Annotated in this window: 11 protein-coding genes; 1 reads left to right on the forward strand and 10 read right to left on the reverse strand. The window is 62.4% G+C overall.

What is annotated here, in order from left to right; all coding sequences use genetic code 11:
* Window positions 1–53: 53 nt before the first annotated feature.
* The 7 genes from ACN0SO_RS19135 to glpD form a co-directional block, all read right to left on the reverse strand.
* A complete protein-coding gene (locus ACN0SO_RS19135; protein ID WP_417680328.1) occupies window positions 54–1,769 on the reverse strand; it encodes an ABC transporter substrate-binding protein in 1,716 nt (571 codons plus the stop codon).
* Between the two features lie 81 nt (window positions 1,770–1,850).
* Window positions 1,851–2,123, reverse strand: coding sequence for a DUF2160 domain-containing protein (locus tag ACN0SO_RS19140; RefSeq protein WP_346911355.1), 273 nt, complete (start codon window positions 2,121–2,123; stop codon window positions 1,851–1,853).
* Window positions 2,124–2,147: 24 nt separating this feature from the next.
* The gene (locus ACN0SO_RS19145) at window positions 2,148–2,924 is read right to left on the reverse strand and encodes a carbohydrate ABC transporter permease (protein WP_417680426.1); all 777 of its coding nucleotides are present in this window, start codon (window positions 2,922–2,924) and stop codon (window positions 2,148–2,150) included.
* A gap of 74 nt (window positions 2,925–2,998) precedes the next feature.
* Window positions 2,999–3,871: a carbohydrate ABC transporter permease gene (locus ACN0SO_RS19150; RefSeq protein WP_417680329.1), complete on the reverse strand. Its 873-nt coding sequence runs from the start codon at window positions 3,869–3,871 to the stop codon at window positions 2,999–3,001.
* Window positions 3,871–4,947 carry an ABC transporter ATP-binding protein gene (locus ACN0SO_RS19155; RefSeq protein WP_417680330.1) on the reverse strand — a complete coding sequence of 359 codons (1,077 nt, stop codon included), beginning with the start codon at window positions 4,945–4,947 and terminating at the stop codon, window positions 3,871–3,873. The genes ACN0SO_RS19150 and ACN0SO_RS19155 overlap by 1 nt, the downstream gene beginning before the upstream one ends.
* Window positions 4,948–4,960: 13 nt before the next feature.
* Window positions 4,961–6,049 (reverse strand): ABC transporter ATP-binding protein, encoded by a 1,089-nt coding sequence (locus ACN0SO_RS19160; RefSeq protein ID WP_417680331.1) that lies wholly within the window; start codon window positions 6,047–6,049, stop codon window positions 4,961–4,963.
* 15 nt (window positions 6,050–6,064) lie between these two features.
* Window positions 6,065–7,669, reverse strand: coding sequence for a glycerol-3-phosphate dehydrogenase (glpD, locus tag ACN0SO_RS19165; protein ID WP_417680332.1), 1,605 nt, complete (start codon window positions 7,667–7,669; stop codon window positions 6,065–6,067).
* Window positions 7,670–7,974: 305 nt separating this feature from the next.
* Here glpD and ACN0SO_RS19170 point away from each other — a divergent pair, with 305 nt between their 5' ends.
* The gene (locus ACN0SO_RS19170) at window positions 7,975–8,736 is read left to right on the forward strand and encodes a DeoR/GlpR family DNA-binding transcription regulator (protein ID WP_417680333.1); all 762 of its coding nucleotides are present in this window, start codon (window positions 7,975–7,977) and stop codon (window positions 8,734–8,736) included.
* A 42-nt stretch (window positions 8,737–8,778) separates the two neighbouring features.
* On the opposite strand, the gene ACN0SO_RS19175 is transcribed toward ACN0SO_RS19170, so the two are convergent.
* The 3 genes from ACN0SO_RS19175 to ACN0SO_RS19185 are packed head-to-tail and all read right to left on the reverse strand — an operon-like array spanning window position 8,779 to window position 12,582.
* A complete protein-coding gene (locus ACN0SO_RS19175) occupies window positions 8,779–10,080 on the reverse strand; it encodes an NAD(P)/FAD-dependent oxidoreductase (RefSeq protein WP_417680334.1) in 1,302 nt (433 codons plus the stop codon).
* 11 nt (window positions 10,081–10,091) lie between these two features.
* The gene (locus ACN0SO_RS19180) at window positions 10,092–11,714 is read right to left on the reverse strand and encodes a GMC family oxidoreductase (protein ID WP_417680335.1); all 1,623 of its coding nucleotides are present in this window, start codon (window positions 11,712–11,714) and stop codon (window positions 10,092–10,094) included.
* A gap of 7 nt (window positions 11,715–11,721) precedes the next feature.
* Entirely contained in the window at window positions 11,722–12,582 is an 861-nt protein-coding gene (locus tag ACN0SO_RS19185) for an ABC transporter permease (RefSeq protein ID WP_417680336.1), read from the reverse strand.
* Window positions 12,583–12,588 lie beyond the last annotated feature (6 nt).

Genomic DNA, 12,588 nt, shown 5'->3' on the forward strand with positions numbered 1-12,588 from the left:
TTAAGATCCGGCGTAGCGGGGCGGCCGAGGCCCGTAGGCCCCGGCCTGGGAGGTTACTTCTGCCAGCTGGCGATCAGCGTGTCGTAGTCGACCGTGACCGGCTGCGGCTTTTCGTTGGCCAGCTTCGGCTTCGGAGCGCCGGGCTGGCTGAGCCAGACTTCCGGATCCTGTTCCTCGTTCAGCTTCGGACCGAGGTCACCCTGGACGCCGGCGCGTTCCAGACGCTGCAGGACGCGTTCCTGCTGCTGGCACAGGCTGTCGAGCGCTTCCTGGGCGGACTTCGCACCGGACGACGCATCGCCGATGTTCTGCCACCACAGCTGTGCGAGCTTCGGATAATCCGGAACGTTGGTGCCGGTCGGCGACCAGCGGACGCGGGCCGGCGAGCGGTAGAACTCGACCAGACCGCCGAGCTTCGGTGCGCGTTCGGTGAAGCTCTTGTCCTGGATGGTGCTCTCGCGGATGAAGGTGAGGCCCACGTGGGACTTCTTCACGTCCACCGTCTTGGAGACGACGAACTGGGCGTAGAGCCAGGCGGCCTTGGCCCGGTCGACCGGGGTCGATTCCATCAGCGTCCAGGAACCAGCGTCCTGGTAGCCGACCTTCATGCCTTCTTCCCAGTAGGCGCCGTGCGGGCTCGGAGCCATGCGCCACTTCGGCGTGCCGTCGTCGTTGAGAACGGCCTTGGCGCCATCCCCCACCATGTCGGCGGTAAAGGCGGTGTACCAGAACATCTGCTGGGCGACCGCACCCTGCGAGGGGATCGGTCCGGCTTCGGAGAAGGTCATGCCGGCTGCTGCCGGTGGCGAGTACTTGTCCAGCCACTGGGTGTATTTCTCGATGGCATAGACGGCTGCCGGAGAGTTGGTCGCGCCGCCGCGGGCCACGCAGGAACCGGTCGGCTGGGACTTGTCGTTGACGCGGATACCCCATTCGTCGACCGGCAGGCCGTTCGGCTCGCCCTTGTCACCCATGCCGGCCATGGACATCCAGGCATCGGTGAAGCGCCAGCCGAGCGACGGATCCTTCTTGCCGTAGTCCATGTTGCCGTAGACGGTCTGGCCGTCGATGGTCTTGCCGGTGAAGAACTCGGCGATGTCCTCATAGGCCGACCAGTTCACCGGAACACCCAGTTCGTAGCCGTATTTGTCCTTGAACTCGGCTTTGATCTTCGGGTCGGTGAACCAGTCGTAGCGAAACCAGTAGAGGTTGGCGAACTGCTGGTCGGGCAGCTGGTAGAGCTTGCCGTCGGGACCGGTGGTGAAGCTGGTGCCGATGAAGTCGGCCACGTCCAGCCCAGGGTTGGTCACGTCCTTGCCTTCGCCGGCCATCCAGTCGGTCAGGTTGCGGGCCTGCTGGTAGCGCCAGTGGGTGCCGATCAGGTCGCTGTCGTTGATATAGGCGTCGTAGATGTTTTCGCCCGACTGCATCTGGGTTTGCAGTTTTTCGACCACGTCGCCTTCGCCGATCAGGTCGTGGGTGATCTTGATGCCGGTGATGGCCGTAAAGGCCGGTGCCAGCACCTTGGATTCGTATTCATGTGTGGTGATGGTTTCCGACACCACCTTGATTTCCATGCCGGCGAACGGCTTGGCGGCATCCACGAACCACTGCATTTCCTTTTCCTGGTCGGCGCGCGACAGCGTCGACAGATCGCCGATCTCCGTGTCCAGGAACTGTTTGGCCTCGTCCATTCCGGCGAAGGCCGGTCCGGTGAGTACCCCGAGGTTCAACGCGAGCGCCGTTGTCGATTTCAGTAGCAAGTTCATAGTTTCCTCCCACGTGTAAACTGTGGTTTTGATGCGGGGCCAAGGGGTTGTCTTCCCCGGACCGCCGGTTTTTCCCCTCAACTACACCCAGCGGAAAACCGCTGCGGCATAGATCAGGCAAACGATCAGCGCATAGGGTTGCGATACGCCGACAAGTGCGAGCCAGGCCAGGTTGATGAAGGCCGAGCCGAGCAAGGTGATGAAGAGACGGTCCCCCCGGGTCGTCTCTATGCGGAGCACGCCGACCCGCGGCGTTTCCGGAAACCGGATCGCCAGCACCGTGAAGGTGACGAGCAGCAATGCGATGACTGCGAAGAAAATCGCGGTCGGATATGTCCAGGCCATCCATTCCATGGGTCTGTCTCCTCCCGGGTCCGGCTACACGCGCCCCAGGGCAAAGCCCTTGGCGATGTAGTTGCGGACGAAATAGATGACGAGCGCGCCGGGCACGATGGTGAGCACGCCGGCAGCCGCCAGCACGCCCCAATCGAGGCCGGAGGCGGAAACGGTGCGGGTCATGGTGGCGGCGATCGGCTTGGCGTTGACGCTGGTCAGCGTTCGGCTCAACAGCAGTTCCACCCAGCTGAACATGAAGCAGAAGAAGGCGGCGACACCGATGCCGGAAGCGATCAGCGGCATGAAGATCTTCACGAAGAAGCGGCCGAAGCTGTAGCCGTCGATATAGGCGGTCTCGTCGATCTCCTTCGGCACGCCGCGCATGAAACCTTCCAGGATCCACACCGCCAGCGGCACGTTGAACAGGCAGTGGGCCAGCGCCACGGCGATATGGGTGTCGAACAGGTCGATGGAGCTGTAGAGCTGGAAGAAAGGCAGGGCGAACACCGCGGGCGGAGCCATGCGGTTGGTCAGGAGCCAGAAGAACAGGTGCTTGTCGCCCATGAAATGATAGCGCGAGAACGCGTAGGCCGCCGGCAAGGCCACAGTCACGGATATCACCATGTTCATGACCACGTAGATCAGCGAATTGACATAGCCCATGTACCAGCTCGGATCGGTCAGGATCGTCACGTAGTTGGCGAAGGTCAGGTTCTGCGGCCAGAGCGAGAAGGTCGACAGGATCTCCGAATTGGTCTTCAGGCTCATGTTCAAAAGCCAGTAGATCGGCAGCATCAGGAACAGCAGGTAAAGCGTCATCACGACGGCCTTGCTGTTTATCCCGGGCAGGGCGAGGCCGCGCGGGGCGGCGGGGCTGACGGCAACGTCGGTCATTAGACGCGCTCCGCTTTGTCGAGATTGGTCATCACGGTGTAGAACACCCAGGAAATCAGCAGGATCACCAGGAAGTACATGATCGAGAAGGCAGCGGCCGGACCGAGATCGAACTGGCCAAGGGCCATCTTGACGAGGTCGATCGACAGGAAGGTCGTCGAGTTGCCGGGACCGCCGCCGGTGACGACGAAGGGTTCGGTGTAGATCATGAAGCTGTCCATGAAGCGCAGCAGGATGGCAATCATCAGAACGCCGCGCATCTTCGGCAGTTCGATGTACCGGAAGATTTTCCAGCGGCTCGCCTGGTCGATCTTGGCGGCCTGGTAATAGGCATCCGGAATGGACTGCAGGCCGGCATAGGCGAGCAGCGCGATCAGCGAGGTCCAGTGCCAGACATCCATGATCACAACGGTCGCCCAGGCGGCAAAGAAGTCTTGCGTGTAGTTATAGGGAATGCCGAGCACTTCCAGCGTGTAGCCCAGAAGGCCGATGTCGACGCGGCCGAAGATCTGCCAGATGGTGCCGACCACGTTCCACGGAATGAGCAACGGCAGCGACATGACGACGAGGCAGAACGAGGCCCAGAAGCCGCGCTTGGGCATGTTCAGCGCCACGAGAATGCCGAGCGGCACCTCGATCGCCAGGATGATCGCCGAGAAGGCCGCCTGACGCCCGAGCGCATCCCACATGCGGTCGCTTGCGAGCAGTTCCCGGAACCATTCGAGTCCGGCCCAGAAGAACTGGTTGTTGCCGAACGTGTCCTGGACGGAATAGTTCACCACGGTCATAAGCGGGACCACCGCGGAAAAGGCGACGAGCGCCAGAACCGGCAGGACGAGGAACCAGGCGCGCTGGTTGACGGTCTTTTCCATCACGCGGCCTCCCCTTCGACACGCCAGCCGTCGGCATAGACGTTCACCCGTTCGGGCACGAAGCTGATGCGGTTCATGTCCGCGCTGATGTGTTCGTCTTCCTCAGCGATGATGTTGATGTCGTTGCCGAAGAACTCCGCCCGGACGATCTTGTGGCGGCCGACGTCCTCCACCCGGCGGATCTTCACCGGCAGGCCCTCGCTCTGGGAGAGGCGCGCGAATTCCGGACGCACGCCGATCTCGACCTTGCCTTCGAGCTTGCCGTATCCCTTGCCGAGCGGCAGCCAGGAGCCGTTGAGATAGGCCCGGTCGCCTTCGATCTGCGCGGGTATGACGTTCATGCCGGGCGAGCCGATGAAATAGCCCACGAACGTGTGCTCCGGCGTCATAAACAGCTCTTCGGGCGTTCCGATCTGAACCACACGGCCGTCGTACATGACCACCACCTTGTCGGCGAAGGTCAGGGCCTCGGTCTGGTCGTGGGTCACGTAGATCATGGTGTGGCCGAATTCGCGGTGGAGCGATTTCAGCTGGGTGCGCAGCTCCCATTTCATGTGCGGGTCGATCACCGTCAGCGGCTCGTCGAACAGGAGCGCGTTGACGTCTTCGCGGACCATGCCGCGGCCGAGGCTGATTTTCTGCTTGGCGTCGGCGGTCAGGCCGCGGGCCTTGTGGTCGAGTTCGGCCTCCATGCCGATCATCTCAGCGATCTGCTGCACCCGGCTGGCGACATAGGCAGCATCCGCGCCTCGGTTCTTCAGCGGGAAAGCCAGGTTCTGGCGCACGGTCATGGTGTCGTAGACGACCGGGAACTGGAACACCTGGGCGATGTTGCGCGCCACCGTCGGCGCAGCGGTCACGTCCGTGTCGTTGAACAGGATGCGGCCCTGGCTCGGTTTCAGCAGCCCGGAAATGATGTTGAGCAGGGTGGTCTTGCCGCAGCCGGAGGAGCCGAGCAGGGCATAGGCCTCGCCATCGCCCCAGACGTGGTTCATTTCCTTCAGGGCGTAGTCGTCCTCGCCTGTGGGATGGGGCAGATAGGAATGCGCCAGATTTTCGAGGGTGATCTTTGCCATGGTCCGGTTCTCCTCAGGCCGCCAGGGCGTAAGCTGCGGGCGCGACCAGATGGCCGTCTTCGCCGAAAATGTAGACATGGGCCGGGTTCAGCCAGACCTTGAGCGGTTCGCCCAGGGGCAGGTCGTGGACGCCCAGCAGGAGGCCCACCCAGCGTTCGCCGTGATGGTCCAGATGGACGAAGGTTTCCGATCCGGTCAATTCGGTCACCGCAAGACGGGTCGTGAACTCCATGGCGTCCGGCGTGTGCTGGAAAATCTCCAGATGATTCGGACGGAAGCCGGCGGTGTAGCGGCCGTCGGCCAACTCTGCGAGCTTGCCTGTGGCAGGCGCAGACTGACCGTCGCCGAACATCAGTTTGCGGCCGGTCTTGGAGATCTGCAGGAAGTTCATCGGCGGGTCGGAAAAGACCCGCGCCGTGGTGGCATCGACGGGACGGCGGTAGACGTCCGGCGTCGGGCCGAACTGGGTGATCCGGCCTTCCCAGAGTGTGGCCGTATGGCCGCCGAGCAGCAGGGCCTCTTCCGGTTCGGTCGTGGCATAGACGAAGATCGAACCGGCTTCCTCGAAGATCTTCGGGATCTCGACGCGCAGCTCTTCGCGCAGCTTGTAGTCCAGGTTGGCAAGCGGTTCGTCCAGGAGAACAAGGCCCGCGTTCTTGACCAGCGCGCGGGCAAGGGCGCAGCGCTGCTGCTGGCCGCCGGACAGTTCCAGCGGCTTGCGCTCCAGCATCGGCGTCAGCTTCATCAGGTCGGCCGTCTTGCGGACCGCGGCGTCTATGTCCGCTTTCGATTTTCCCGCGAGACGGAGAGGGCTGGCGATGTTCTCGTAGACCGTGATCGATGGGTAATTGATGAATTGCTGATAGACCATGGCGACATTGCGCTTCTGGACGCGGACGCCGGTGACGTCTTCATCGTTCCAGAAGACGCGTCCGGTATGCGGCACGTCGAGACCGGCCATGAGGCGCATGAGCGTCGTCTTTCCCGAAAGCGTCGGGCCGAGCAGGACGTTCATCGTGCCGTTTTTCAATTCGAGGTCGGTGGGGTGGATGTGGGTCTGGCGACCCACCACCTTCGACACCCCCTCCAGTCTCAAAGTCATTGTCGTCCTCCCAGACTATTCCGCCGCCGCTCTGCTCCGCTGCGCGGTCTCGTTCTTCATCCACGCTTCCAGCGTGGCGATCTCGTTTTCGGACATGCGCAAACCGAGTTTGCTGCGTCTCCACACAACATCCTCCGCCGTGCGAGCGAATTCCTTATCCATCAGCCATTCGACTTCGCGCGCCGACAGCGTCGCGCCGAAGTCCTGTCCCATGTCCGCTTTCGTCTTCGCCGGCCCGAGCACCTGCCAGGTCTCGGTGCCGTAGGCCTTGACCAGACGCCGCGACCAGAAGTCGTTCAGGAACGGATAGTCGGTCTTGAGGCGGGCGATCAGCGCGCCGACATCGCCGACTGGGAAATCGCCGCCGGGCAGGGGCACGCCTGCCGTCCAGGCGCCCTTCCGGTCGGGGAAGTAGCGCAGGATTTTCTCAAGGGCGCTTTCCGCCAGCCGGCGGTAGGTGGTGATCTTGCCGCCGAAGACGTTCAGGAGCGGCGCGCCGCCGGCATCGTCGATCTTCAGCGTGTAGTCGCGGGTCGCGGCCGTGGCGGACGAGGCGCCGTCGTCGTAAAGCGGCCGGACACCGGAATAGGTCCAGACGATGTCGTCGACGGAGATGTTGCGTTTGAAGTACTGGTTGGCGAAGTCGACCAGATACTGCCGTTCCTCGGGCGTGCACACCGGTTTGACCGATGGATCGGGGTGTTCGGAATCGGTCGTCCCGATCAGGGTGAAGTCGGTTTCGTAGGGAATGGCGAAAATGATCCGCCCGTCTGTGCCCTGGAAGAAGTAGCACTTGTCATGGTCGTAGAGACGCCGGGTGACGATGTGCGAGCCGCGGACCAGGCGAACGCCTTCGCGGCTGTCGACATGAATGGTGTCGTGGATGATGTCACCGACCCACGGCCCGCCGGCATTCACCAGCATCTTCGCGTGCATCTGGCTGCGCTTGCCTGTCTCGGTATCCTCGAGTTCGATCTCCCAGCCGCCTTCGACGCGCTGTGCCTTGAGAACCTTGGTCCGGACCAGAACCTTCGCGCCGCGGGCAACCGCGTCGCGGGCATTGAGGACGACGAGCCGGGAATCTTCGATCCAGCAGTCGGAGTATTCGTAGGCGCGCTCGAAACGGTCCTGAAGCGGCGCGCCCTCCGTGGTGCCTTTCAGGCTGAGCGAGGTCGTACCGGGAAGGAGCTTCCGGCCGCCGAGATTGTCATAGAGGAACAATCCGAGGCGGATCAGCCAGGCCGGGCGTCGACCCTTCATCCAGGGCATGACGATGTTGAGGATGCGCGAGGTCGGCGTTGAGCCTTCGAAACGCATGTCCTTGTAAATCGGAAGGACGAAGCGCATGGGCCAGCTGATATGCGGCATGGCGCGGAGCAGGGTTTCCCGCTCGATCAGCGCTTCGCGCACCAGGCGGATTTCGAAATATTCGAGATAGCGCAGGCCACCGTGAAAGAGCTTGGTCGAAGCGGAAGACGTGGCGGAGGCGAGGTCGTTCATTTCCGCCAGAACGACGGACAGTCCCCGTCCGGCCGCATCGCGGGCGATTCCGCACCCGTTGATACCGCCGCCGATAATGAACAGATCGCAGGTCTGGCTTTTGCCTTTTGACTGCGCCACATGGGCCTCCCACCCGAAAGTTAACGGGTGGATCGAACCACAGGGGGTTGCGTGGAGTCAATCGAATTTATTCGATATTTTTCGTTTTCTTTCTTTATGGGTGAAAAACGCGCGGTTCTTGTTGCGTCAATTCGAAAAAAGAGAATTTCTGCGGTTGTGCCGGGTTCTGAGCGGTTTGGTTTGATGCCAATGGCTGCTCTCGACGCGATTGTCGGGTTCGGTTTGCCGAAAATCACTCGGAAAAGATCAATTCTTGCCTTGAATGGAAAAAATTCGCATAGTCTTCGCGAAAAAGGGAACATCGCATGTCTCAGGCGTTCAGGCTGCCAGAAATACTCGAAATCGCGCGTGCCGAAGGAAAGGTGACGGTCGAGGGACTGGCGGACCGCCTGGGCGTTACGGTGCAGACGATCCGCAGGGACCTTTCCGAACTGGCGGATACCGGCCGGTTGGAACGGGTCCATGGCGGGGCCGTGTTGCCGTCGAGCGTTTCCAATATCGGCTACGAGGAACGACGGAACCTGAACGATGCGGGCAAGGCGGCCATCGCCCGGGCCTGCGCTCGCGAAATTCCCGAAGGCGCTTCGGTGTTTCTCAATATCGGTACCTCGACGGAGGCGGTCGCCCGCGAACTGCTGCGCCACCGCAGCCTGATGGTCATCACCAACAACATGAACATTGCGAACATTCTGGTCGCGAACAAGGATTGCGAGATCATCGTGGCGGGCGGCGTGCTACGCCGGTTCGACGGCGGCCTGATCGGCAACCTGACCATCAGCACGATCGAGCAGTTCAAGTTCGACCTGGCTGTGATCGGTTGCTCGGCGCTGGATGAGGATGGCGATCTTCTCGATTTCGACATTCAGGAAGTGGGCGTCAGCCAGACCATCATCGCCCGCTCGCGCAAGACCTTTCTCGTCGCCGACCATTCCAAACTGAAGCGCAGTGCGCCGGCGCGGATTGCTTCGCTGGCCGACGTGGATGCGTTCTTCACCGACCAGCCGTTGCCAAGCCGTCTCGAAGCCCGGTGCCGGGAGTGGGGCGTCGACGTTCATATCGCTGACTGACCGGGTCTGCCCTCAAGCGACGCAGACCGGTCCGGCCCAGGATCAAATGCCGAAGCGGTCGCGGAAGCGATAGACCAGGACCGAAGGGGCGAGGAACCAGGGATTGCCGGAATAAAGCGGCCGGGTCGGGAAGGAGATGCGCTCCAGTGCCGACGGCGCGGTTTCCGTTCCTGCGGCCTTAGCCCCCATGCGCATGCCCAGGTAACTCGCCATGCCGACTCCCGAGCCGCAATAGCCCATGGCGTGATAGAGGCCCTTGTCCTCGCCGCAATGGGCAAGCGTGTCGAAGGTGTAGCCGACGAAGCCCATCCAGGAGTGGCTGATCTGGATGTCGCGCAGCTCCGGAAACAGGGCGACCATGTCGCTGTGCAGTTTGACGGCGCTCTTCCTTGGATCGGTCTCGCTTAGCGAAACGCGGCCGCCGAAGAGCACCCGCTTCCGGTCCGGCGACAGGCGGTAGTAGTAGACCAGCTTGCGCGTGTCGGAGAGCATTCGGTCGGTCGGGAAAAGCCGGTCGACAAGGTCCTGGGGAATTTCCTCCGTGGCGATCACATAGGACCCGATCGGAATGATCCGACGCTGATGATGGGGCGAAACAGGGCCGGTATAGCCGTTGGTGGCGAGGATGACCTTGCCGGCTTTCACTTTGCCTGCGGCCGTGCTGACCGAGAATCCGCTGCCTTGCCGTTCCAGGGAGATCACCGGGCAATGGCTTTTCACCTTCGCTCCGGCCTCCAGGACACGGGTGAGCAGGGCCGGGTGGTACTTGCCGACATCGATGCTGCAGTGATGGGGAAAGACCATGCCGCCGTGATAGGCCTCGGTGCCGAGTTCGCTCGACATCTCCGACCTGGGGACCATGAAGGCGTCGTTCTTCCAGACCTTGTGACCGGCCGCGCATTCCCTGACGAGCTTGTCGTAAAGGTGTGGTTTGTGGGCGCCGTGAAAGCGTCCGACAGGACGGAAGTCGCAGTCGAGCGCCTCGTCGCGCACAAGCCGGTGCATATAATCCAGCGAGGCCTGGCCTTCTTCCAGGATCCCGACGGCGATCTCGGCTCCATAGCGGCGCTCGAGGGTGGCGTAGCCCGGCTTGATGCTGGTAGAAACCTGGCCGCCGTTGCGGGTGCTGCAGCCCCATCCGGCTTCTTCGGCGTCGAGGATCAGGGTCGACAGGCCTTCGCGGGCGGTCTGCAGGGCTGCGTTGAGGCCGGTGTATCCCGCGCCAATGACGACGACATCCGCCTCGGCCGGAAGGTCGGCCGATCGGAAGTCCGTCGCGCGGCCGGTCTGCCACCAATAGGGTTCGGCCTTGAAATCTTGCGAGAAAAGGTCTGCGGCCTGCATCGGCTTTGTTCCTAAGAAACCTGGTGATCTTCCAGGATGAGATCGGCACCCTTTTCGCCGACCATGATCGTCGGGGCGTTGGTGTTGCCGGACGTTACCGTTGGAAAGATGGAGGCATCAACCACCCGGAGATTGTCCACCCCGTAGACCCGCAGCCGGGCATCGACGACGTCGACCTCCGGGTCCGGACCCATCCGGCAGGTGCTAACCGGATGGAAGACGGTGGAACAGCGCTCGCGGATATCCGCCACCATATCCTCGTCGGTTTGAACCTGCAGGCCGGGTGCGATTTCGCTTTCGACGACGGACTGCATGGCGGGCGCGGCTGCGATCCTGCGCATCAGCTTGCAGCCTTCCACCATTTCGGTGACGTCCTGTTCCGTGCTCAGCGAGTTCGGATGGATTTCCGGCAGATCCATCGGGTCGGCGGAGCGGAGCGTGATGCGCCCGCGGCTGGATGGCCTCGTCGGCTGGAAACCGAGCAGGAAACCCGCGAAGGGATCCGGGTTCATCAGCGGCCGCTTGCCTTTCGGCGCCTTGGTGTAGCTCACGGGCGAGAAATAAAGCTGCATGTTCGGCCGCTTGCAGTCCGGGTTGGACTTCACGAAGCCACCGGCCTGATTGACGCTGAGCGACAGGGGACCGCGCCGGGTGAGCACATAGCGCATGCCCTGAAGAAGCTTGCCCCACCAGGGGTAAAGCAGGTTGTTCAGGGTCGGCACCCTGGACCGGTAGAGATAGTCTAGGCCGAGATGATCCTGCAGGTTCCAGCCGACGCCGTTGCGGGCAACGGCGACATCGATACCCTTCGCCTTGAGATTTTCCGGCCGTCCGATCCCTGAGAGCATCAGAAGCCGGGGCGAGGTGACCGCACCGGCGCTCAGGATGACCTCGCGCCGCGCGGTGACCGTCTCTTCCCGTCCGCCCCGGCGATAGGCGACGCCGGTCGCGCGGGTTCCCTCCAGCAGAACCCGGGTCGCATGGGCGTGGGTGATGATGGTGACGTTGGCGCGCCGTTTCGCCTTCGACAGATAGGCGCGGGCCGTCGACATCCGGAAGCCGTCCTTCGCGGTGATCTGGTAGAGGCCGACGCCTTCCTGATCCGCGCCGTTGAAGTCGGCATTGCGCCGGAAGCCGGCCTGTTCGCTTGCCTCGATGAAGGCGTCGCAGAGCGGATGCACGTCGCGGCGCTGGCGAGAGACGTAAACCGGGCCGCTATCGCCGCGATAGTCGTCGGCGCCGGCCTCGTTGGTCTCCAAACGCTTGAAGACGGGCAGGACGTCGTTCCAGCCCCAGCCGGGATTTCCAAGCGCCTCCCAGTCGTTGAAGTCGTCGTGCTGGCCGCGGATAAAGACCATGGCGTTGATCGAGCTCGATCCGCCCAGCACCTTGCCTCTCGGCCAGTAGCCTTCCCGCCCGTTCAGTTCCGGATCCGGTTCGGTGCGGTACATCCAGTTGATCTTAGGATTGTAGAAGGCCTTGCCGTAGCCGATCGGCATCCAGATCCACAGGTTCTTGTCCGTCCCGCCCGCCTCCAGCAGGCAGACGCTGAATTTGCCGCTTTGCGACAGGCGATCGGCCAGAACCGAGCCGGCCGAGCCGGCACCGACAACGACGAAATCGAACTCACGCATTTGGTGCCTACCGGACAGTCTTGTCGCGCTGAACGAGAATGGAAACGAGGGCCAGCAGTCCCGAGCCGATGATCAGGACGAAGGACACCGCGTTCAGGACGGGGGTGGAGCCGACCTTGGCGACGCGGTCGTACATGGTGATCGTCAGCGGCGATTCCGATCCCACCAGGAACAGGGTGGTGTTGAAGTTCTCAAACGAGACGAGAAAGGCGACGATGCCGGCCGCGATCATCGCAGGCCGCAGATACGGCAAGGTGATGGTCCAGAGCACCCGGGCGCGGGAGGCGCCGAGGTTGAGGGCGGCCTCCTCCATGCTTTCATCGAATTTCTTCAGGCGTGCGGTGATGACCAGCGAGGTAATCGTGGTGATGAAGGAAAACTGCCCCATGACCACCAGGAAGATGCCGGGCCGTAGCAGCTCCAACTCCATGTCATAACGGTTTTCCATGAAGTTGGCCGTGTTGCTGGCCAGCACCAGGATCGAAATACCCAGAATGACGCCCGGGATCACGAGCGGCACGATCATCACGATGTAGAAGAAGTTCTTGGCGGGGAACTGTCCGCGCACGAACAGGAAGGCATTTGTCGTTCCGACCGTCACGGCGAGCGTGGCGACCAGGGCGGCGATCACGAAGGAATAATAGATCCCGCGCAAGAGCCGCCGGTCATGGAACATACCGAGCTTCGGTTCGCTGTCGTTGAAGAACCAGTCCAGGGTGAAGCCCTGCCAGGGGAGGGCGGGGAACAGGCTGTCGTTGAAGGCAAACACGCTGGCCGCGACGAGCGGGGCGGCGAGGAAGACGAAAAACGCCGCGATATAAAGCCGGTATCCCCAGAGGAACGGTGTGGCCTTGTTCTGTGCAAGCATCAGCCG

Origin of the sequence: Roseibium sp., from assembly GCF_048260565.1 — a bacterium.
In the GTDB taxonomy this organism is placed as follows: Bacteria; Pseudomonadota; Alphaproteobacteria; order Rhizobiales; family Stappiaceae; genus Roseibium.